The following is a 23,231-nucleotide window of genomic DNA, read 5'->3' on the forward strand; positions in this document are numbered from 1 at the left end:
CTCACTCCGCTGGAACACCCCTCATCCGTCTCGGCGCTATCGCGCCGATCCACCTTCTCCCACAAGGGGAGAAGGGAGAAGCGTTCTGCCTTACGCCGCTTCCGTCACCGGACGGCTGAGGCGGCGGACTTCCTCGTCGTTGAGCAGGCCACCGGCGCGCAGCAGGGCGGCGAAGCGGCCGTTGCGCAGCGACAGCTCGGTGAAGCCGCCCATCTCGACCACCCTGCCCTTGTCCATGAAGACGACGAGGTCGGCGTCGCGGACCGTGGTCAGGCGGTGGGCGATGATGAAGGTCGTGCGGTTGCGGCGCAGCTCGTCGATGGCCTCCTTGACGCGATCCTCGGTTTCGACGTCGAGCGCGCTGGTCGCCTCGTCGAGCACCAGGATCGGCGCATCCTTGAGCACCGCGCGGGCGATGGCGATACGCTGGCGCTCGCCGCCCGAGAGCTGGCCGCCGCGCTCGCCGACGACGGTATCGTAGCCGCCGCTCTTGGCCAGGATGAAGTCCTGGGCGGCGGCGGCATTGGCGGCGGCGTGAACCTCGTCATTGCTGGCATCGGCGCGGCCGACACGGATGTTGTCCTCGATCGAGCGGTTGAGCAGGCCGGCGTCCTGGAAGACGGTGGCGATCGAATGGCGTAGCGACTTGCGGGTCACCGTGCGGGTGTCGATGCCGTCGATCAGGATGCGGCCGCTGGCGGGCGTGAAGACGCGCTGCAAGAGATTGATGAGCGTCGTCTTGCCGGCGCCGGTCGGGCCGACGATGGCGACCGTCTGGCCGGCCTGGACCTCGAAGGAGACGTCCTCGATGCCGTGGCCCGAATTGGCGAACTCGAAGCTGACATCCTCGAAGCGGACGTGGCCGGTGACGTTGGTCAACTCGCGCAATCCGTCGGGCTCGGCGGTCTCGGCAGCCGAATCCTCGAGGCGATAGAACTCCTCGAGCTTGGCACGAGCCTCGGAAATCTGAGTGGTGAAGGCCGACATCTGGTCGAGACGGGCGATCAGCATTCCGGCAAAGCCGGTGAAGGCAACGACATCGCCGACGCGGAGCTGGCCACGGGTGACGAGATAAGCGCCGATCGAGAGCACGATCATCATCGAGATGGTCGACGACAGACGGTTCAGCGCATTGGCGATCGCCCACCAGTCGAGCACCGGGTTCTGGGCGTCGAGCAGATCCTTCACATAGCGCTTCAGCGTCGCAGTCTCGTGGCCGATGCGATTGTAGCTCTGCAGCACGGCAACGTTGCTGACGCTGTCGGTCACGTGGGCAAACACGGTGTGGTAGTGGCGTTCGACGGCAGTCTGCCCCGACTTGGTGCGGCGCATGACGAGGCGGCCGATACCGACATAGAGCACGCCCAGGCCAAGCAGCACGACGGACATGCGGATGTCCATGGACAGCGCGGTCGGAACCAGCAGCACCAGCGCGATGGCCGTCGAGAGATGCACGCGCATGAATTCGAGCCACAGGCTGAACAGGGTCTCGACCGCGCGCAGCAGCGTGTGCAGCGAATTGGATGTGCCGCGCTGATGGTGCCAGGCAAGCGGCATGGTGATGACACGCTCGAAGGACTGGCACAGCACCTCGGAGCGGCGGGCATGGGCGAAGCGGTCGGCGCCGCGCGCCACCAGCACGAAGGCGACGACGTTGAAGGCACCAAGAGCGGCCCAGACGGCGAGCGTCGAAAACACCGCGCCTTTTTCGGAGATGGCACCGATCACCCGGCCCAGGAGGATGGGCTCAAGGATCGCGATCGCCGCGAGCGCGACATTGGCGCCGCAAATCAGCGCAACGCGCTTCTTGTCGGACGCCAGATAACCCAGCGCTCTAAAGTAGATCTGCAGAAGTGACACTTCAGCTACTCCGCCAAACTCTTGTCTGTGCTCAATGCCCGAATTGTGCACCGCACCATTTTCTGACACGTATCGGTTAACGTGTCGCGAAACAATGCGTCGTCTATCGCTTCCGTTCCCATTTAGCGAACAAAAGATGACGACGGTGCGAAATCTGACGTGATCACCTAACGGTTTGAGATAAAAGGTGAAATGTCAGGCTTGCGGCAAAATAATGGCACCTGCCTCGCGCTGCCACATTTTTAATCACAAGCTGCTTGCTTAGGCTGCCCTAAAGGAAGGCGCGCGATCGGGCGCGAGAGGCCGCGCCAAGTAAAAAGGGCGTCGGCCGCGCACCCCGAAAGATGCGCGGCCGACGAACCAAACCTTTGATTTTACGCAGGTATCCTGACGACGACCTCGGTCTTGTCGCCAGCTTTCGGCTCGAAAGAGGCCGATTTTTTCTTCGAACCATCGACTTCTAGCGAGATCGACTTGGTCTTTTTGTCGCGGATAACACGAAGCTTGATCTCGCCGTCGAACATCTTGAGCGTCGCGGCGTAGCCGTCCCAGTGCCCGGGCAGCTTCGGCCTAAACGTGATCTCCTTGCCGCGCCGTTCGATACCGAGAATGCCCTCCACCGCGGCGCGGTAAAGCCAGCCGGCCGAGCCCGTGTACCAGGTCCAGCCGCCGCGGCCGCCCTTGCCTTCGCCGGCATAGATGTCGGCGGCCACGACATAGGGTTCCACGCGATAGTGCTCGGCCGCCGCCTCGTCCGAAGCGTGGTTGACCGGGTTCAGCATCGAGAAGCAGCGATAAGCCTCGTCAGTGCGGCCCATTTCAGCCAGCGCGATGACGAACCAGGTCGCGGCATGGGTATATTGGCCGCCATTCTCGCGCACCCCCGGCGGATAGCTCTTAATATAGCCGGGATCCTTCTCGCTTTTCGAGAAGGGCGGCGTGAACAGCTTGACGATCTTGAGCTCGTCATCGACCAGCATCTTGGTCGCCTGTTCCATGGCCGTCGTCGAACGGGCAGGATCGCCCTCGCCCGACAGCACGCTCCAGGACTGGGCGATGGAATCGATCCTGCACTCGTCCGAATTGTGCGAGCCGAGCGGCGTACCGTCGTCGAAGCTGCCGCGCCGATACCACTGGCCGTCCCAGGCGGTGCTTTCCAGGGCCCGTTTCAGCGCGTCCGCGTGCTTGGTCCAGGCCTGCGCCCGCTTGGTGTCGCCCTGCCCTTTGGCGACAGGCGCGAAGTCGGTGAGCGTCTTCAGCAGGAACCAGCCCAGCCACACGCTCTCGCCCTTGCCGCCCTCGCCGACACGGTTCATGCCGTCGTTCCAGTCGCCGCCAAGGATGAGCGGCAGGCCGGCGGGGCTGCTGCGCTTGATCGCGAGATCGAGCGCCCGCGCGCAATGTTCATAGAGCGGCGCGGTGTTCTTGGTGATCTCAGGCGTGAAGAAGGCGTCGTGCTCGCCCTCGCCGAGCTGCTGCCCGTCGATGAAGGGCAACTGCTCCTTGAGGATACCGGCGTCGCCCGTCACCTCGATGTAGCGGGCCGTCGCATGCGCCAGCCAGACTACGTCGTCCGAGATCATCGTGCGCACCCCGGCATCGGTGCGCGGCAGCCACCAATGCTGCACGTCGCCTTCCGGGAATTGCCGGCGCGCCGCATTAAGGATCTGGTCGCGCGCCAGCTTCGAGTCATGCGCCAGAAGCGAGAGCGTGTCCTGCAACTGGTCGCGGAAGCCGAACGCGCCGCTCGCCTGGTAGAAGGCCGAGCGCGCGCGGATGCGGCAGGCCAGGCTCTGGTAAGGCAGCCAATGGTTGACCATGGCGTTCATCGCTTCGTCGGGCGTCTCGACCTGGATGGTGTCGAGGAAGCCGCGCCAGACGCGCTCGTTATCGGCCAGGCGCTGATCGAAATCCTTGCTGCGATGGGTCTGCACCAGTGCGCTCGCCTCGGCGGGCGTGGCGGCGTCGCCAAGCAGCCAGGACAGTGTCACGTCGCCCCCGGCGGGAATGTCGATGTCGCTGGCGACGACAGCGCAGGGATCGTCGCCCGCCTCGATGCGGCCGGAAAGCGCAAGCCCGCCAAGCACGGCCTGCGGATATTCGGTCGTGCCGTGCCTGCCGATGAACTCGCTGCGGTCAGCGGTTACCGAATGGACAGGATGGCTGGCTGCCAGGAAGGCGACACGCTCGCCGAAGTCGAGGCCATATGGATTCTGCGCCAGCATGGCGCCGGTGGCGGCGTCGCGCGACGGCACGATGGTCGCCGCCGTGCGCGAGCGATGGCCGCCCAGCACCCATTCGGCATAGGCGTAAATGCGCAGCCGCGCCGGCGCCGGGTCGGCATTCTGGATGCGCAGCCGGGTGATCTTCACAGGATCGGTGGGATCGACCACCTGCGTCAGGTCCATCGACAGCGAACCGCGCTTGGAGCGGAAGGTCGAGAAGCCCTGGCCGTGCCAGGTCTCATAGGTCATCGACGGATCGCGAACCGTCGCAGCCATCGGCGAGAAGGCCTTGCCGCTCAATTGGTCGAAAATATAGAAGCCTTCGCCTGGCCGGTTCGACACCGGGTCGTTCGACCACGGCGTCAGCTGGTAGTCGCGGCTGTTGCGGCTCCAGGTGAAGCCGGCGCCTTCGGCCGAGACGTGGAAGCCGAACGAGGCGTTGGAGATCACGTTGATCCAGGGCTGCGGCGTCGAACGCCGCCCGGTCAGCCGGGTGACATAGTGGCGGCCGTCGCCGTCGAAGCCGCCAAAGCCGTTCCAGAGGCTGAGGCCGCTGCCGTCGGCGGCGATATCGGCTCCGCTTCGGCTTGCCGGCACCGGCAAGGGGAGCGGCGGAACGGGCTCGCGCGGCGTGCCGCCCTCGGCCTGCATCAAGGCGTCGCGGGCCTGGAGCGCCGCCGTCTCGGCACGTTCGAGCTGATCGAAGATCGTGCCGTTACGGGTGTGCAGCACGACGCGCGCCACCGATAGCAACGTCTTGTAGGTCGGCTCGTCCATCAGGTCGCGGCGCACCGCGAAGATATGCTGGCGGGGCCCGAGCTCGCGGCCGCGCAGGCGGCTGTTCTCGCACAGCGTCTCCACCGCGCGCTGCAGGTCCTGCACATAGGACGAGGCCTGCTCGTTGACGACGACGAAGTCGATCATCATGCCACGCGCCCGCATATATTCCTGGAAGCGGAGCGCCTGGGCGACGATCTCGAGATCGGCGACGTCGCCGATGCGCACGAGGAAGATCGGGAAATCGCCAGAGATGCTGGTCGGCCAAAGGCTCGACTGGCGGCCGAGGCCCGACGCTATGGATTCCGCCGGCAGGCGCAGGAACGGATCGGGATAGATCAAATAGCGCGCCAGCTTCTGCACATTGGCGGCGTCGGTGAGGCTGAGCCCCAGATGGCGCGTCTGCACCTGGCTGCGCGTCCAGGCAAGCATGGCCTGGCGGGCGAAGCTCTCCTGGTGGTCGAGACGGGCGATCGCCTCGTCGAGCTCGCCGCGATTGGCGCCGACGGCGGTCCAGAAGGTCAGCGATATCTTCTTGTTGGCCGGAACGCGCACCTGGCGGCGCAGCGCCGCTACCGGGTCGAGCGTGAAGCCCTGGCTGCCCGAAAGCCTGACGCCGGGGTCGAAGGCGACGGCATCTGCGATGGTGCGGCCACGGCCGATGAAGGCGCGCCGGTCGGTCTCGGCCTCGGCATCGCGCGACGGGCCGGACGGGTCGGTGACGAAATGCACCATGGTGAGGTCGGGATCGTTGTTGTCGCGCTTGCGCCTTGTGGCGAAGATCGCGCTGTTGTTCGGCGCGATCTCGGTCTCGACGAACATCTTGGAGAACGCCGGATGCGCGTTGTCCGAAGTCTCGTTGCCGAGCACCAGCTCGGCGAAGGAAGTCACTTCGATGTGCCGGTCGGTGGCGCCGTCATTGTAGAGCGTGATGCGGCGGCCTTCGCCATTGCCTTCTGAAATGACGATGCATTCGACTTCCGAACGCAGCGAACCCACCGTCTTGGTGAAGCTCGCCTTGTCGTCGCCAAACAGCGTCTGGACGCGCTCGCCCTCGGCGCGCTTCGGCTCCGCGGTGGCGGACCACCAGTCGCCGGTCGCCGCGTCGCGCAGGAAGATATAGGAGCCGAGGCGATCCTCGCTCGGATCCGGCTGCCAGCGGGTGACGGCAAGCTCGCCGAAGCGGCTGTAGCCGGAGCCGGTGGCGGTGACCATGACTGAATAGCGGCCGTTGGACATGACGTTGGTCGCCCGCAGCGCCTTGATCGGGTCGAGCACGACACGGCTATCCGGGCTCTCGGCCTCGGTCTCGTCCTTGGAGCGCTCGTCGGCTTCCGTCCTGACGGTCGCCGTCGGAATGTCGCGCGGCGCCTTCTCCTGCAGCAGAAGCTCGGCCGATTCGATCACCGGGTCGCTGTGGAAACGCTCGCGCAGCCGGCCCTCGAAAATAGCGTCGGCTACCGCCGCGATCGTCATGCCGGAATGGTGCGCCATATAGTTCTGCACCACAGCGTGGTCGGTGCCTTCGGGCACGCGTTGCGGCGTGAAATCGACCGCGTCGTAGAAGCCGTGACGGCCGAGCGCGCCGATCGAGCGCAGCCGCTGCAGGTTCTGCACCGCCTCGCGCGGATTGAACTGTGCGGCCAGGATCGTCGCATAGGGGGCGATCACGGTGTTCTGGCCAAGGCCGCGCTTCAGGCCGAGCCCGGGCACGCCGAAATTGGTGTACTGATAGGTGAGCTCGCGGTCGCGGGCGTTGTAGGCCGCTTCCGAAATGCCCCAGGGCACGTTCTTGGAACGCGCATACTGGATCTGGCGCTTGATGATGAGCTTGCTGGTCTGGTTGAGGATCGAGCCCTGCGGCTCCTTCATCACCAGCGGCGGCATCAGATACTCGAACATCGAGCCCGACCAGGACATCAGCGCGCCCTGGAAGCCGATCTCGACGATCGGCCGTCCCAGACGGAACCAGTGCTCGGTCGGCAGGTCGCCCTTGGCGATGGCGAACAGGCTGGTGAGCCGTGCTTCGGAAGCAAGCAGGTCGTAGCAGCTCTCGTCGAGCTGGCGCTCCTCGACGCGGTAACCGATCGAGAGCAGCTTGCGCTCCTGCCGCATCAGGAAGGAGAAATCCATTTCGAAGGCGTAGCGGCGACAGCGCTCGCGCAAGGCGAGCAGCTTGGCGCGCAGAGCGGCGACCGCGCTATCGTCATTGTGCGAGTCGTGCACATGCGCCTCGCAGGTCGCTTCCAGCCTGGCCGCCCAATCGGCGATGACATCGCTCTTCGGCGATGCCGCCTCGGTGTGGATGGCGGTGGCGAGCTTGCGGATCTCGCCGGCCAGCACCGCAAGATTGATGGTGCGGATCGACGCCATCTCAGGCTGCGCCTTGATGGTCGCCACCGCGCGGCGCATGCCGTCGAGACGGTCGGCAAGGCGCTGGCGCAGCGGCCGCAGTTGCCGACGGTCGTCCGGCAGCTCGTCCAGGCTCTCGTCAAGGATAGTGACGGTGTCGATGATGCCTTCGAAATCGCCTTGCAGATGCACGGAAGGCGCTTCGGCCCATTCGGCGCAGGACGCCGCCACCGCGACGAGATGTCCAGCGAGATTGCCGCTGTCGACCGCTGAGATGTAGAGCGGATAGAGCGGCTTCAGTGTCGTGGTGTCATACCAGTTATAAAGATGGCCGCGATCGCGCGGCATGTTCTCGATGGTCGTCATCGTGGCGTCGATGCGGGTGATGGCGTCCGACAGGCTGATCCAGCCGAAATCGCGCGCCGATACAACCGAGAGCAGATAGACGCCGATATTGGTCGGCGAGGTGCGCGGCGCCACAACCGGCGCCGGGCTTTCCTGGAAATTGTCCGGCGGCAGGTGATGCTGCTCGGCCGTCACGAAGGTCTCGAAATAGTGCCAGGTGCGGCGCGCGAAGGTGCGCAGCGCGTGGATGTCGGCGGTCGAGATACGCAGCCTGTCCTCAGTCTCGGCCGAGCGGCTGATCCAGCAGGCGACGGCGGGCGAAGCGATCCAGAAGATGGCGAAGAAGAACGCGACGAAGGCGCCGGTGGAATCGGCCAGCACCGGAATCGCCAGGCCAACGACGCCGATGATCACCGCGCCGTACATCATGCCGTAATAGGCGCCGAGATCGTTGCCGCCCTTGGCGGCTTGCGAGGCGGTACGCCATTCCAAAAGATTTTGCCGGCTGACGAAGAGCCGATAGATGGTGCGGATGATGGCATCGCCCATCATCCAGGCGAGATGCGCCATCAAAAGCACTTTTAACGCCACGAGCGCGGTGCCGAACACGGTATCGCGGGCCAAAGCGGAGAAATGGCCGCGCGGCGTCTGGTCGCCGCTCTTCGGCAGGATGCCGTTCACGATGTCGAAGGTCGGCGCCATGAACAGGCTGAGGATCATAAGAGCCTGCCACTGCGCCGCCTGGGTGAAGGGCAGCAGCGTCCAGCCGGCAATGCAGGCCATGACCCAGAAGATCGGGGTGACCGAGCGGCGCAGATTGTCGACCATCTTCCAGCGCGACAGCGCAGGCACGCCGGAGCGCGGATCGAAGATATAGCCGAGCAGCTGCCAGTCGCCGCGCGCCCAGCGGTGGTGGCGCGAGGCGTCGACCGAGTAGCGGGTCGGATAGTCTTCGACCAGCTCGACGTCGGTGACCAGCGCGGCGCGTGCCAGCGCGCCTTCGAGCAGATCGTGGCTGAGGATGGTGTTTTCGTCGATGCGGTTCTTCAGCGCCGCTTCGAAGGCGTCGATATGGTAGAGGCCCTTGCCGGTGAAGGAGCCGTCGCCGAAGACGTCCTGGTAGAGGTCAGAGACCGCGAAGACATAGGGGTCGAGACCGCGATTGGCCGAGAAGACACGCTGGAAGAAGGAGGCGTCGTCGCCGCTGGTGAGCGAAGCGGTGATGCGCGGCTGCAGGATGGTGTAGCCGGCGGTGACGATGCGCTTGACCGGATCGAAATGCGGGCGGTTCAGCGGATGGGCGAGCTTGCCGACCAGGTCCGAAACCGCGTCGCGCGTGGTGCGCGTGTCGGCGTCGAGCGTCATCACATAGACGACGTTTTCCGGCAGCGGCACATCGAGCGGCAGGAAGGTAGTGTCGCTGTCGCCGCGCAAAAGAAGGTTCAGCTCATGCAGCTTGCCGCGCTTGCGCTCCCAGCCCATCCAGCAGCCCTGAGCCTGGTTATAGAGCCGGCGGCGATGCAAGAGGTAGAAGCGCGGCGAACCTTCGGACGGATAGCGGGCATTGAGCCTGGCGATCTCGTCGCGGGCATATTGCAGGATCTCGATGTCGGCGACGTCGATCTCGGTCTTGGAATCCGGCCAGTCGGACAACAGCGCGAAACGGATCTCGTCCGCCGTGTTGGCGAGGTGGTGCACCTCGATGTTGCGGATGTTTTCCTCGACGTCGTCGCGCGAGCCGATCAGCGAAGGCACCACGACCAAGGTGCGCGATTCGGCCGGGATGCCGTGCTTGTTGTAATCGTAGCCGACAAGCCTGGTCGGCTTCAGGAACAGCGCTACCACGGTGTTGAAGAAGGCCAGCGCGCCTTCGCTGGCTGGAACGGCGAACAGCGCCAGCATCAGCGTGATCGATTCCACCGACAGGCCGAGATTGACGAGCGCTTTGCCCGACAGCACCAGCAGCAGCGCCGTCAACAGGAAAACCGGCACGACGATGCCCAGCCAGCCGGCGCTGGCAAAGCCTCGTTTGAAGGTCACATAGAAAGGCGGCCGGTAGCCGATCGCCCTTTCCAGCTCCTGCCGGCGCGGGCCGACCAGGAAGAAGCCGACATCGGTGTGCACGGCGGGGTCCGCTGTTTCCGGCACGCCGGACGCATCGGTGAGGCCGGGTGTGTGGCCGGCAAGCTCGATCGCCTTTTCGGCGACGCGGTACTCGGAGAGATGCGAGCGGCGCGCCAGCTGTTCGATCGCGGTGCGGTACTGGTCGCGCGAGAAGAAATCGAGGTTGGCGAAATCGGTCTTGTCGCGCAGCAGCGTGTCGATGCGGCTGACGCCCTCGAACCAGACCGTCCAGTCGACGTCATTGATGAGGCGCAGACCGCGAATGATGTTGCCGGTGGTGACATTGCCCGAGGACAGCGTCTGATGCTCGGAGATGATGATCTCCTCGGCATCGGAACCGGTCTTTTCGAGCTCGCCTTCCAGCCATTCCAGCGCGCGGCCGGCGTTCTGCGATCCGTCGCGCAGGCGGTAGAGCAGTTGGGTGGCGAAGGTGGTGTCCTGCGCATGCGCGCTGTAGTTCGATAGGATCCTGGTGCGGTCGGCATTGTCGTCGGTCGCCAGAACCCGGTCGGCGACCTCGTTGGCGGTCTGGCGCATCTGCCTGGTGCGCTCGACGCGCACGGCGATGCGGCGCAGGTTCTCGATCAGCACGAAGCGCAGCAGCGAGGGCAGCGCCCAGAGCTCGCCGATCTTCATCGGCTCGACCGACTGGAAGCCCTCGACGATAGCCTTGAACATGCTGGCCGACACGGAGCTGTCGGAATGCTCGACATAGCTCCACGCCACGACGAAGGCGCGTGGCAGCACCGTGCCGTCGCCGAGCGTGAGCGTCGGCAACTGCCGGTAGAAGCGGCGCGGCAGGTCGCGCTTGACCTGGAAGATGGTCTCCTCGACCAAGTAATTGTTGTCCAGCAGCCATTGCGCGGCCGGCGTGATGGTCTCGCCCTTGGCCTGCGCGGCATTGGTCGAGCGGTAGACTTCGAGAATCTTCTTGGCGCTGTCGCGGATGCGGGCCTGGAACTCGAACGGGGCGAGGCCGAACAATTCCTTGACCTCGCCCTTGGCGAGCGCGACGCCCAAGGCGCGCAGCCGATCCTCAGGCAGGAAGTTGGAGCGTATCGGCGCATCCGTTGCCGCCGGGAAGCCGGCGCTTGTGAGTTCGATCTTGTTGGGATTGGTCTGAATGTTCATTGAAAATTCCGTAAGCGGGGGCGCAATGCGGCGTCACCGCCACGGCAATGGCCCTAAAACCGGTTCAATTGCAATTGGTTGCATCACTGATCGGCCGAAAGTTTGTTTTGCGCACCACAACCGGGGCGTGCCCTTTCGACAGCTCGTGGGCGAACGCCCCTCGCTCTCCGCCCCCGGTTGGATCAGGGCAAGGATTCAGGCTTTTTCGTGGTACATGCAAGGGGCCGGGCGATAATTCGCCCAAGCCGCGATCATGTTTGGCAACAGCCGTTAATGGTTGGCGGCGAGGCGGTGGAGCCCGATCACGAAAAGCAGGCCCTGCCCCTTGGGCTGAAGCCGCAATTCCGGGCTGTCGCGGTCGAGGATCAGCGTGTCGAGCGGTCCGAGGCTCGGCCCATCGTGCGTGAGGAGCGTGGCGCCGGCACCGACGGCAAGAACGAGCGTGGTGTCGGCGCGCGGCGCAATCCGAATCTCGGCGGTGAAAGACCGGCGCTCGACCTCATGGGCCATGCGGCCACGGCGGGTCATGATGTTGAGATCGGTGATCGGGCCGCCGATCAGCGCCGCGCCGGTCGGCACGTCGCCCGGAAAGGCGAGCGGCGCCGAGGCCATGGTCAACCGCGCCGGCGCCTGGCCGGCAATGTCGAGAATGATCCCCTCGCCTTCCAGCACCGACAGTGTTCGATCTATGGCTGCGAAGCTTGAGAACGGCCCGCTCGTCTCGACCCGGGCCATCGAGACGCGCCAGTCGAAATCCTCGAGCCCGGCGCCGTCGGGCGACACGGCGATTTCGGTGGTCGTGCCGCCGCCATTCTTCCACGGCATGACGCGGTAATCGGCGGCACGAAGGATTTTCATTTTTGATCCCATTCCTAGAAATCTGTTTCCGTTATGTTCCGACTTGTGCTAGGCATCGAATCGAACCGAGCGTCATCCGAATCGAGGCTTTTCAACATGATCAAACAACCTGGACTTGATGGTCGCCATAGAGATGAGAATGGCCGTATTAGCGAGAAACACGGCAACACTCTTGTCGGCACACTGAGGGAAACCTACGGCGACAACTTCGCAGAAGGCCGCCGCTCTGACATGAAGTTAAGCACGCTTCTGGAGCAGAGCGGCGCCCAATCTTTGAGTGACTATCTCAAGAACAACAGATAGCCGCCGCCCTTACGTCGTCAGCCCAGGATGCCCGGCAGGTTGAGCTGGTGCTCCTTGGCGCACTTGATGGCGATGTCGTAGCCGGCATCGGCATGGCGCATCACGCCTGTCGCCGGGTCGTTCCACAACACGCGCTCCAGGCGCTTTGCCGCGTCAGCCGTGCCGTCGGCGACGATGACCATGCCGGCATGCTGCGAGAAGCCCATGCCGACGCCGCCGCCATGGTGCAGCGACACCCAGGTCGCGCCCGACGCGGTGTTGAGCAGCGCGTTGAGCAGCGGCCAGTCGGAAATCGCGTCGGAGCCGTCCTTCATCGCTTCGGTCTCGCGGTTCGGCGAGGCGACCGAGCCGGAATCGAGATGGTCGCGGCCGATGACCACCGGCGCCTTGAGCTCGCCCTTGGCGACCATTTCGTTGAAGGCGAGGCCGAGCCGGTGGCGGTCGCCGAGGCCGACCCAGCAGATGCGCGCCGGCAATCCCTGGAACGAGATGCGCTCGCGCGCCATGTCGAGCCAGTTGTGCAGATGGGTATTGCCGGGAGTGAGCTCGCGCACCTTGGCGTCGGTCTTGTAGATATCTTCCGGATCGCCCGAGAGAGCGGCCCAGCGGAACGGGCCGATACCGCGGCAGAACAGCGGCCGGATATAGGCCGGCACGAAGCCCGGGAATGCAAAGGCGTTCTCGAAACCCTCGTCCTTGGCGACCTGGCGGATGTTGTTGCCGTAGTCGAGCGTCGGCACGCCGGCGTTCCAGAATGCCACCATCGCCTCGACATGCTCGCGCATCGAGCCGCGGGCGGCCTTCTCGACGGCCTTCGGATCCGAGGTGCGCTTCTCGCGCCACTCGGCCATCGTCCAGCCCTTCGGCAGATAGCCGTTGATCGGGTCATGCGCCGAGGTCTGGTCGGTGAGAATGTCGGGGCGGATGCCGCGTTTGAACATCTCCGGCACGATCTCGGCGGCGTTGCCGAGCAGCCCGACCGATTTTGCCTCGCCGGCCTTGGTCCAGCGATCAATCATGTCCATCGCTTCGTCGAGCGTCTCGGCCTTCTCGTCGACATAGCGGGTGCGCAAGCGGAAATCGATCGAGTCCGGGTTGCACTCGATCGCAAGGCAGGAAGCGCCGGCCATGACTGCTGCCAAGGGCTGGGCGCCACCCATGCCGCCGAGGCCGCCGGTCAGGATCCACTTGCCCTTGAGGTCGCCGTTATAATGCTGGCGGCCGGCCTCAACGAAGGTCTCGTAGGTACCTTGGACGATGCCTTGCGTGCCGATATAGATCCAGGAGCCGGCTGTCATCTGGCCGTACATCATCAGGCCTTTCCTATCGAGCTCGTTGAACTTCTCCCAGGTCGCCCAGTGCGGCACGATATTGGAGTTGGCGATGAGCACGCGCGGCGCGTTGGCGTGGGTTTTGAAGACGCCGACCGGCTTGCCCGACTGCACCAGAAGCGTCTCGTCCTCGCCGAGCGTCTTCAGCGAAGCGACGATGCGGTCGAAATCGTTCCAGGTGCGCGCCGCCCTGCCGATGCCGCCATAGACGACGAGCTCGTTCGGGTTCTCGGCGACCTCGGGATCGAGGTTGTTCATCAGCATGCGCAGCGGCGCTTCCGTCGTCCAGTAACGGGCGTTGAGCTTGTCGCCGCGGGGGGCGCGCACTTCACGGATGTTGTGACGAGGATCGGTCATCAATGTCCCTTTCAAGCAAGGCGGGCAGCGCGTCAGCGCCCAGCCCAGTCAATGGCGGTTTCGAGGATTGTCTTCAGCGTGGCGCGGATCGGCGCGGCGTAGCTTGGGTCGTAAGGCACCGGCCAATTTTCCGGCGAACCTTTTTCCGCAGGCTCGCGCATGTAGCCGCGGTTGGAGAGCTCCATCTGCAGCGCATGCACGCCGTTCCCGGGCTGGCCGAAGCTTCTGGTGATCCAGCCGCCCTTGAAGCGGCCGTTGACCACCCAGGTCTCGCCGGTCGCGGCCAGGATGGCGGCCACTTTTTCCTGCAGCACGGGATCGGTGCTCTTGCCGTCATTGGTGCCAAGGTTGAAGACCGGCAGCGTGCCGTCGAACAGGCGCGGCAGCACCGAGCGGATCGAATGGCAGTCATAGAGCACGATCTTGTCATGCATGCCGCGCAGCCGGTCGATCTCGGCCTGCAGGGCGGCATGGTAAGGCTCGAAATAGGTCTCGCGGCGCTGGTCGATCTCGGATGGGCTCGGCTCCTCACCCATGCGGTAGAGCGGATCGCCGTCAAACGTGTCTGTCGGGCAAAGGGTGGTCGTCGCCTGGCCGGGATAGAGCGAAACGCCCGACGGATCGCGGTTGACGTCGATAACGGTACGCGAGATGGCGGTGTGCACGACGGTTGCGCCGAGGTCGGCGGCGAAATCATAGAGCTTGTCGATCCACCAGTCGCAGTCGCGCCGCCCGAGCCAAGTCGAGACGAGGCGCGAGTCGAGGCCTGCGAGGTCGATGCCGGTGTGCGGGATTGAAACCAGCAGCGGCGCGGTGCCCTGGGTGACCGTGAGCCAGGACGGGGTCATGCGAGGTCTCCGCAGGTTGGAGCTCTACGGCGCCCCCCTCTGCCCTGCCGGGCATCTCCCCCTCTTGGGGGGAGATCAGATGTCACGACGGCTTTCGCCAATCGCCTGCGTTGAAGGAAGAGCGGCGCCAAAGCAGCTGCTGATCTCCCCCCTGGAGGGGGAGATGGCCGGCAGGCCAGAGGGGGGCGCGAAGGAACTCGATCTAGCCTGGAGAGCGCTCTCACGACGCGATCCCCGGCAGCTTCACGGCACCGGCCGCATTCACCGCGGCGCCGTTGCGGACCATGGCGATCGCCTTTTCCATGTCGGGGTGGAAATGGCGATCATTGTCGAGATGCGGGACTTCGGCCCGGACCAATTTGCGCACCGCCTCCAGCGCCTCGCTGGATGCAAGCGGCGCGTGAAAATCGCAGCCTTGCGCGGCGGCCAGCAATTCGATGCCGATGACGGCGGTCGCATTCTCGATCATGCCGAGCAGCCGGCGCGCGCCGTGGGCGGCCATCGAGACATGATCTTCCTGGTTGGCCGACGTCGGAATGGAATCGACGCTCGCCGGGTAGGCCTTCTGCTTGTTTTCGGAAACGAGGGCCGCCGCCGTCACCTGCGGGATCATGAAACCGGAGTTCAGACCGGGCTTCGGCGTCAGGAAGGCCGGCATGCCGGACAATGCCGGATCGACCAGCATGGCAATGCGACGCTCCGACAGCGAGCCGATCTCGCAGACGGCAAGCGCAATCATGTCGGCGGCGAAGGCCACCGGCTCGGCGTGGAAATTGCCGCCCGAGAGCGCGGTGTCGTCCTCGGCGAAGATCAGCGGGTTGTCGGTGACGCCGTTGGCTTCCGTCTCGAGCGTGTCGGCGGCCTTGCGCAGCACGTCGAGCGCAGCGCCCATCACCTGCGGCTGGCAGCGCAGGCAGTACGGATCCTGCACGCGCTCGTCGCCGACACGGTGCGATTCACGAATGCCGCTGCCGGCCATGAGATTACGCAACGCGTCCGCCGTCTCGATCTGGCCACGATGCTTGCGCAACAGATGGATGCGCGGGTCGAAGGGGGCGTCCGAACCCTTGGCGGCATCGGTCGACAGCGCGCCGGCGACCAGCGCCGACTGGTAAAGAACCTCGGCCTCGAACAGGCCGGCCAGCGCGAAGGCGGTCGAGAACTGCGTGCCGTTGAGCAACGCGAGACCCTCCTTGGCGCCTAATGTCACCGCCTCCAGCCCATGCGAGACGAAGGCGACCTTGGCCGGGAACCGGCCATGCGGGGTAAAGCATTCGCCGACGCCGATCATCACGGCGGTCATATGCGAAAGCGGCGCGAGGTCGCCGGAAGCGCCGACCGAGCCTTGCGCCGGCACCACCGGAATGACGTCGTTGGCGAGCATTGCTTCCAGCAATTCTATGGTCTGAGGCCGCACGCCGGATGCGCCCTGGGCCAGGCTGGCGAGCTTCAGCGCCATCATCAGCCGCACCACGGCGACAGGCATCGGCTCGCCGACGCCGGCGGCGTGCGACAGCACGATGTTGCGCTGGAGCGTTTCGAGGTCGTTTGCCGGGATGCGGACGCTGGCCAGCTTGCCGAAGCCGGTGTTGATGCCATAGACCGGCTCGCCCTTGGCGACGATGCGGGCGACGGCCTCGGCGCTGTCCCGGATCTTCGGCCGGCAGGCGGCGTCAAGCTTCGGCACGGCGCCGCGATAGATGGCGCGCCAGTCGGCAAGCGTGGCGCTGCCGGGCTTCAGGGTAAGTTCCGTCATTGTCCTCTCCAGATACGGGCATGGAGCGGGTTGAAGCCCATGCGGTAGACGAGTTCGGCCGGGCGCTCGATGTCCCAGATGGCGAGATCGGCCGATTTGCCGGCTTCCAGCGTGCCGGTCTGTTCAAGCAAGCCCAACGCCCGCGCGGCTTCGCGAGTGACGCCGGCGAGGCATTCGTTGACGGTCATGCCAAACAGCGTCGCGGCCATGTTCATGGTGAGCAGCAGCGAGGTGAGCGGCGACGTGCCGGGATTGGAGTCGGTGGCGACAGCCATCTTCACGCCGCGGCGGCGAAAGAGATCGACCGGCGGCTTCTTGGTCTCGCGGATGAAGTAGTAAGCGCCGGGCAGGATGGTCGCCACGGTGCCTGCCTTGGCCATCGCGGCGGCTCCCTCCTCGTCCGTGTATTCGAGATGGTCGGCCGATAGTGCGCCATAGCGGGCGGCAAGCGCCGCGCCATGCAGATTGGAAAGCTGGTCGGCGTGGAGTTTTACGGGCAGGTCGAGCGCCTTTGCCTTATCGAACACGCGCGCCATTTGCTCCGGCGAGAAGGCGATGCCCTCGCAGAACCCATCGACCGCGTCGGCGAGCTTTTCGGCGGCGACTTGCGGCAGGATCGTGCCGGCGACGAGATCGATGAAGGCGTCCTTGTCGCCCTTGGCTTCCGGCGGCAGCGCGTGGGCGGCGAGACATGTCGTGCGGACCATGACGGGGCGCTCGTTGCTCAGCCGGCGGGCGGCGCGCAGCGACTTCTTCTCGTTCTCGAGGTCTAGGCCGTAGCCGGACTTGATCTCGACGGTGGTGACGCCTTCGGCGATCAGCGCGTCGAGCCGCGGCAGCGTCTGGGCGACGAGTTCGTCCTCGCTTGCGGCGCGCAGCGACTTGACCGAGGAGACGATGCCGCCGCCGGCGCGTGCCACCTCCTCATATGTGGCGCCGGCCAGCCGCATCTCGAACTCGTTGGCGCGGTTTCCCGCATAGACAAGATGCGTGTGGCAGTCGATCAGGCCGGGAGTGATCCAGCGTCCAGCGCAATCGACGGTCTCGGCGCCCTGCCCGGCAGCAGCCGGCATCTCGGCTTCGGGGCCGGCATAGACGATAAGCCCGTCGCGCGCGGCGACCGCGCCTTTCTCGACGATGCCGAGGCCGGCCGCACCCTCGGCCACGGTCGCCAGGCGCGCATTGCGCCAGACCCGATGGCCGCTCTTCCCGTTTGCTCCACCCATCATCTTTTCCATTTGAAAGGATGGCGATTATGTATATACATATTGAGACGCGACGCAAGCAATATCGTCGCTCACACATCGAGATTTGGAGACGCAGGTGACGGCGATCTTTGCGGAAGAGGCGCTTCTGCCCGAGGGCTGGCAAAGCAATGTGAGGATCGCTTTCGACGGCGGCCGCATCTCGAAGGTCGAGGCCAGCGCTTCCGCGCAAGCCGGCGACGAGCGCCACGCCATCGTCATGCCCGGCATGCCCAATTTGCACAGCCACGCCTTCCAGCGCGGCATGGCGGGTCTGGCCGAATTGCGCGGACCTTCGGCCGACAGTTTCTGGAGCTGGCGCGAAGTGATGTACCGCTTCGCGCTGTCGATGACGCCGGACCAGGTCGAGGCTGTGGCGGCGCAGCTTTATGTCGAAATGCTGGAGGCCGGCTTTTCGCGCGTCGGCGAGTTCCACTACCTCCACCATGATCGCGACGGAAAGCCTTACGCCAATATCGCCGAAATGGCGGAGCGGATCTCGGCTGCCGCCGCAGATACCGGCATTGGCCTGACACTGTTGCCGGTTTTCTATGCCCATTCCGCCTTCGGCGGCGCCGCGCCCAACGAAGGCCAGCGGCGATTCATCAATGATGTCGAGCGCTTCGGGCGCCTGCTTGAGAAAAGCCGCGAGGGCGTTCGCTCGTTGGAGCAGGTCGTCGTCGGCGTTGCGCCGCACAGCCTGCGCGCCGCGACGCCGGACGAGCTCGATGCGGTCGCCGCGATGGCACCGGACGGACCGATCCATATCCATGTCGCCGAACAGATGAAGGAAGTCGAGGACTGCGTCGCCTGGTCGGGCAAGCGTCCGGTCGAATTCCTGCTGGCCAACGCCAAAGTCGACAAGCGCTGGTGCCTGATCCACGCCACCCATATGACCGAGGCCGAGACGATTGCCATGGCCCGGACCGGCGCCGTCGCCGGACTCTGTCCGATCACCGAAGCCAATCTCGGTGACGGTACGTTCGCGGCGCCACTGTTCATCGAGCATGGCGGCCGCTTTGGCGTCGGCTCCGACTCCAATGTGCTGATCGGCCTGCCGGACGAGCTTCGGCAGCTCGAATATTCGCAGCGCCTCGCCCATCGCGCCCGCAACGTGCTAGCCCGCGCTGGCGGATCGACGGGGCGTGCCCTGTTCGATGCTTCGCTCGACGGCGGCAGCCAGGCGCTCGGCGCCGGTCCGGCGCAAATTGCCGCCGGCTGCCCTGCCGATCTCGTCTCGCTCGACCAAAATCATCCATCGCTCTCCGGCAAGACAGGCGATGCGATCCTCGACGCCTGGATTTTCGCCAATGGCAGCAAGGTCGATTGCGTCTGGGTGCATGGCAAGAAGCAGGTCAGCGGCGGCAGGCATGCCAAGCGCGATGCCATCGCCGCGCGGTTCCGCAAAGTCATGACCGCGCTGTCGCAAGGCTGAACAGGAACATCCGATGAGTCTTGTCGAACCGGAGGACATCGAAGGCGGCGAGATCCTCTCGCTGCATCAACGCATCCTGTCGGATATCCGCGAAAAGATCCTGTCGGGCGCCTGGGCGCCGGGCCATCGCATCCCCTTCGAGCACGAGCTGACGGCTCACTACAATTGCTCGCGCATGACGGTGAACAAGGCGCTGTCGCAGTTGGCCAAGGCCGGGCTGATCGAGCGCCGCCGCCGCTCCGGTAGTTTCGTGCGCCAGCCGCAGTCGCAGGCGGCGGTGCTTGAGCTGCATGACATCCGGATCGAGGTCGAGGCGCTCGGCCTGCCCTATCGCTATGAGCGGCTGGAACGCGTCCAGCGGCGCGGTGGCACCGAAGACCGCGCGCTGCTCGGGCTCTCCCAATCAGGTCCGGTGCTCGCGCTGGAGGGCCTGCATTTTGCCGGCGAACGGCCGTTCGCGCTAGAGCAGCGCCTGATCAATCTTTCAGCGGTGGCCGAGGCAGCCGAGGAGGAATTTCTCGACATCGCGCCGGGCCCGTGGCTGATCGGCCGCGTTCCGTGGAGCGAGGCCGAGCACCGCATCCGCGCCATGGCCGCCGACGAGACGATCGCCGATGCGCTGGATATCGACGTGGGCGCGCCCTGCCTAGTGGTCGAACGCCGCACCTGGAGCGCCGAGCATCCGGTGACCCATGTACGGTTCATCTATCCGGCGGAGAGCCACACGCTGGTGGCGCGGTTTACCCCGTCGCAGGGATGAGCTCTTCTCCTTCTCCCCTTGCGGGAGAAGGTGGATCGGCGCGCAGCGCCGAGACGGATGAGGGGTGTTCCAGCGGAGTGAGACGCTGGCATTCCCTGGAGCACCCCCCATCCGGCCGCTTCGCGGCCACCTTCTCCCACAAGGGGAGAAGGGAAAGTCGGCGCCTCAGATCGCCGCAGTCACAATAATCTCGACCAGATATTCCGGGGCGGCGAGCTTGGCTTCGCCGGTGGCGCGTGCCGGGGTATGGCCTTGCGGCACCCACTTGTCCCATTCCGAATTCATTTCGGCGAAGGTGCCCATGTCGGCCAGCCAGATGATCGCCTGGACGATCTTGGTCTTGTCGGTGCCGGCCTTGGCCAGCAGTTCGTCGATGGTCTTGAGGATGTCGCGGGTCTGCGAGGCGACGTTGCCGCCGGGCTCGCCGACCTGGCCGGCCAGATAGACGGTGTTGCCATGGATGACGATCTGGCTCATGCGCGGGCCGACATCGATGCGACGAATGCTCATTGGAGGTTCCTTCGTTATGGGAGTCGCTGCTCTTTAGAGTCCGGGCGGACGCGGGGCAAGGCCGGCTGACGCGAAACCAATTGAGCCAAGTGTCCGGTCTCTGCCGCCCACCTACACGGCGAGTTGACCGGTCGTGACACAATTGCGCCAGCCTGGCGTGTTGACTAATGTAATAACATCACATATCGACAGCTCACTCGATTTCGCGGACCGCCGCCCGATGACCAATGCCTGCCTGACTTTCCGCGACCTGACGCTGGGCTACAACAGCCACGCGGCCATCCACCATTTGAACGGCACCGTCCGCAAAGGTTCGCTGACCGCGGTGGTCGGCGCCAACGGCTCGGGCAAATCGACGCTGATGAAGGGTATCGTCGGCGTGCTGAAGCCGATGGAGGGCGCGGTGGTCCGCATGCCGGGCGTCCGCACCGCCTATCTTCCGCAGCAGTCGGAGCTCGACCGCTCCTTTCCGGCGCGCGTCGTCGATCTGGTCTCGCTCGGCCTGTGGCCAAAGCGCGGCATGCTCGGGCGCTACACCAAAGAGGACCGAGAATCCGTCAGCAAGGCGCTGATGGCGGTCGGGCTCGGCGGCTTCGAGAAGCGGCCGATCGACACGCTGTCCGGCGGCCAGCTGCAGCGCACGCTGTTTGCCCGCGTGCTTCTGCAGGACGCCGACCTCATCCTGCTCGACGAGCCGTTCAATGCGGTCGACTCCAAGACGGTGGGCGATCTCATCCAGTTGATAAAGCGCTGGCATGGCGAGGAGCGCACCATCATGGTCGTGATTCACGACCTCGACCTGGTGCGGCAGAATTTCCCGGAAACGCTGCTGCTTGCCCGCCAGCCCGTCGCCTGGGGCGACACCAAGGAAACGCTGCGGCCGGAAAATCTGCTCAAGGCAAGGCGCTTCCACGAGGCGTGGGAAGAAAATGCGCCGTGGTGCGAGCCGAGTGAGCATGAACACAGCCATGATCAGGCGCACGATCATGATCATGGGCATGACCACCGACACGACCATCATCACGGCTCCGGACCGAGGGCGGCATGATGGATTTCCTCTACGGCCTGTTCATCGCGCCCTTCGCCGACTTCGCCTTCATGCAGCGGGCGCTGTTCGGCTCGCTGATGCTGTCGCTCGGCGCCTGCCCGGTCGGCGTCTTCCTGATGCTCAGGCGCATGAGCCTGTCGGGCGACGCGATGGCGCATGCCATCCTGCCCGGCGCTGCCGCCGGCTTCCTGCTTTATGGCCTCGAAATCCTGCCGATGACCATCGGCGGGCTGATCGCCGGCATCATCGTGGCGCTCGGCGCGGGTGCCGTCTCTCGCTTCACCATCCAGCGCGAGGACGCCTCGATGGCGGCCTTCTATCTTATCTCACTGGCCGTCGGCGTGCTGATGGTGTCGATCCGCGGCTCCAGCGTCGACCTGATGCATGTGCTGTTCGGCACGGTGCTGGCGCTCAACGATGAGGCGCTGATCCTGATCGGCGGAATCGTGGCGGTGACGCTAGCCTGTCTCGCCATCTTCTGGCGCGCGCTTGTCGCCGAATGCCTCGATCCGCTGTTCCTGCGCTCGGTGAGCCGCATGGGCAGCCCGGTGCATTTCATTTTCTTGGGCCTTGTCGTGCTCAACCTCGTCGGCGGCTTCCAGGCGTTGGGCACGCTGCTGTCGGTCGGACTGATGATGCTGCCTGCCGCCGCGGCCCGCTTCTGGACGGCGCGCGTGGAGCCGATGTGCGCGCTGGCGGTGCTGATCGGCTTCGCCTCCTGCATCGCCGGACTGCTCCTGTCCTACCACGCGTCGCTGCCGTCCGGCCCGGCGATCATCCTTTCGTCCGGCGTCGTCTATTTCTGCTCGATCCTGTTCGGCACGCGCGGCGTGCTGCGCGCCCGCATCGTGCATCACCGGCACCGCACCGCCTGACCCTCATTCCCACCCCTTAAAAGGAGACGTTGCCAATGCTGAAATCCTTCCGAGCCGCCCTGGCGTTGAGCGTTATAACATTAAGCGCCTTCGCAACCTCGTCAGCCTTCGCGGTGCCGCTCAAGGTCGTGGCGAGCTTCACTGTGATTGCCGACTTCGCGAAAAATGTCGGCGGCGACCGGGTCAACATCACCACCATTGTCGGGCCGGACGGCGACGCGCATGTCTATGAGCCGAGCCCGGCGGACGCGGTGGCGATGGCCAAAGCCGATGTCGTGCTGGTCAACGGCCTGCATTTCGAGGGTTTCCTGCAGCGCCTGGTCGACGCCAGCGCCACCAAGGCCGCGATCGTGACGCTGACCAAGGGCGTGACGCCGATCGACTTCAAGCCGGAATTCGCCGATGCGGATGCCGCCGAAGGTGCTGGCACCGGCGGCGGCAAGACCGTCACCGATCCGCATGCCTTCCAGTCGATCGCCAACGCCAAGATCTATGTGAAGAACATCGCCGACGCGTTCTGCACGGCCGATAGCGCAGGCTGCGACAGCTATAAGGCCAATGCCGCCGCCTATACTGCCAAGCTTGATGGGCTGGAGGGCGAAGTGAAGGCGGCGATCCAGTCGATCCCCCAAGCCAAGCGCGTCGTCATCACCTCGCATGATGCTTTCGGCTATTTCGAGCACGAATACGGCCTGACCTTCCTGGCGCCGGAAGGCATCTCGACCGAATCCGAGCCCTCGGCGGCCGATGTCGCCAAGCTGGTTAGCCAAGTGAAGCAAGACAAGGCGGCGGCGATCTTCGTGGAAAACATCACCAATCCGCGGCTCATCGAGCAGATCGCCGGCGAGACCGGCATCAAGGTCGGCGGCACGCTCTATTCGGACGCGCTGTCTCAGCCCGATGGTCCCGCCGCGACCTATATCGACATGATGCACAACAACATCACGCAGATCAAAGGCGCGATCCTGGGAAGCTGAGCGGCCAACATCCAACCGGATCAGGATCGGCCCGGTTGGATTTTCCGGCCCTCACTCTCTATTTGGCAGAGAAATCCGCTGGCACGGATTGCCGCTCATGCCCCGGAGTGGCATG

At 65.0% G+C, this 23,231-nt stretch carries 14 protein-coding genes; 6 read left to right on the plus strand and 8 right to left on the minus strand.

From position 1 onward, the window contains the following. Positions 1-90: 90 nt before the first annotated feature. The 3 genes from LB552_RS25475 to LB552_RS25485 form a co-directional block, all read right to left on the minus strand. On the minus strand, positions 91-1,860 hold the full coding sequence (locus tag LB552_RS25475) for a glucan ABC transporter ATP-binding protein/ permease (protein WP_095767781.1): 1,770 nt from the start codon (positions 1,858-1,860) through the stop codon (positions 91-93). Between the two features lie 374 nt (positions 1,861-2,234). Then, positions 2,235-10,814, minus strand: a complete 8,580-nt coding sequence (locus LB552_RS25480; protein ID WP_224610900.1) for a GH36-type glycosyl hydrolase domain-containing protein — start codon at positions 10,812-10,814, stop codon at positions 2,235-2,237. A 270-nt stretch (positions 10,815-11,084) separates the two neighbouring features. Beyond that, the gene (locus LB552_RS25485) at positions 11,085-11,672 is read right to left on the minus strand and encodes a HutD family protein (protein WP_224610901.1); all 588 of its coding nucleotides are present in this window, start codon (positions 11,670-11,672) and stop codon (positions 11,085-11,087) included. A 96-nt stretch (positions 11,673-11,768) separates the two neighbouring features. Between LB552_RS25485 and LB552_RS25490 the strand changes: the two genes are divergently transcribed. Beyond that, positions 11,769-11,975 (plus strand): hypothetical protein, encoded by a 207-nt coding sequence (locus LB552_RS25490; RefSeq protein WP_263481788.1) that lies wholly within the window; start codon positions 11,769-11,771, stop codon positions 11,973-11,975. A 17-nt stretch (positions 11,976-11,992) separates the two neighbouring features. On the opposite strand, the gene hutU is transcribed toward LB552_RS25490, so the two are convergent. The 4 genes from hutU to hutI form a co-directional block, all read right to left on the minus strand. Then, on the minus strand, positions 11,993-13,663 hold the full coding sequence (gene hutU / locus LB552_RS25495) for a urocanate hydratase (protein WP_224610902.1): 1,671 nt from the start codon (positions 13,661-13,663) through the stop codon (positions 11,993-11,995). A 32-nt stretch (positions 13,664-13,695) separates the two neighbouring features. Beyond that, positions 13,696-14,511: an N-formylglutamate deformylase gene (gene hutG, locus LB552_RS25500; protein ID WP_224610903.1), complete on the minus strand. Its 816-nt coding sequence runs from the start codon at positions 14,509-14,511 to the stop codon at positions 13,696-13,698. Positions 14,512-14,731: 220 nt separating this feature from the next. Beyond that, positions 14,732-16,267, minus strand: a complete 1,536-nt coding sequence (hutH, locus tag LB552_RS25505; protein ID WP_224610904.1) for a histidine ammonia-lyase — start codon at positions 16,265-16,267, stop codon at positions 14,732-14,734. Next, on the minus strand, positions 16,264-17,493 hold the full coding sequence (hutI, locus tag LB552_RS25510) for an imidazolonepropionase (RefSeq protein WP_224610905.1): 1,230 nt from the start codon (positions 17,491-17,493) through the stop codon (positions 16,264-16,266). Before hutI ends, hutH begins: the two co-directional genes overlap by 4 nt. 97 nt (positions 17,494-17,590) lie before the next feature. Between hutI and LB552_RS25515 the strand changes: the two genes are divergently transcribed. Both LB552_RS25515 and hutC read left to right on the plus strand, forming a co-directional pair. Next, positions 17,591-18,946 (plus strand): formimidoylglutamate deiminase, encoded by a 1,356-nt coding sequence (locus LB552_RS25515; protein ID WP_224610907.1) that lies wholly within the window; start codon positions 17,591-17,593, stop codon positions 18,944-18,946. Between the two features lie 13 nt (positions 18,947-18,959). Continuing rightward, positions 18,960-19,706 (plus strand): histidine utilization repressor, encoded by a 747-nt coding sequence (hutC, locus tag LB552_RS25520; protein WP_224610909.1) that lies wholly within the window; start codon positions 18,960-18,962, stop codon positions 19,704-19,706. A 165-nt stretch (positions 19,707-19,871) separates the two neighbouring features. Here the strand turns inward: hutC and LB552_RS25525 are convergent, their stop codons facing one another. Beyond that, the gene (locus LB552_RS25525) at positions 19,872-20,216 is read right to left on the minus strand and encodes a RidA family protein (protein ID WP_140697768.1); all 345 of its coding nucleotides are present in this window, start codon (positions 20,214-20,216) and stop codon (positions 19,872-19,874) included. 220 nt (positions 20,217-20,436) lie between these two features. On the opposite strand from LB552_RS25525, the gene aztA reads away from it, so the two are divergent. From aztA to aztC, 3 genes are read left to right on the plus strand one after another with little or no spacing between them, the layout of a single operon-like run. Then, complete coding sequence (aztA, locus tag LB552_RS25530; RefSeq protein ID WP_224610911.1) at positions 20,437-21,264, plus strand: zinc ABC transporter ATP-binding protein AztA; 828 nt, start codon at positions 20,437-20,439, stop codon at positions 21,262-21,264. Beyond that, positions 21,264-22,139, plus strand: coding sequence for a zinc ABC transporter permease AztB (aztB, locus tag LB552_RS25535; RefSeq protein WP_140841086.1), 876 nt, complete (start codon positions 21,264-21,266; stop codon positions 22,137-22,139). Before aztA ends, aztB begins: the two co-directional genes overlap by 1 nt. 35 nt (positions 22,140-22,174) lie before the next feature. After that, positions 22,175-23,116, plus strand: a complete 942-nt coding sequence (gene aztC, locus LB552_RS25540) for a zinc ABC transporter substrate-binding protein AztC (RefSeq protein ID WP_224610913.1) — start codon at positions 22,175-22,177, stop codon at positions 23,114-23,116. Positions 23,117-23,231 lie beyond the last annotated feature (115 nt).

It is taken from the genome of Mesorhizobium sp. CA7 (assembly GCF_020165015.1).
Taxonomy (GTDB): Bacteria; Pseudomonadota; Alphaproteobacteria; order Rhizobiales; family Rhizobiaceae; genus Mesorhizobium.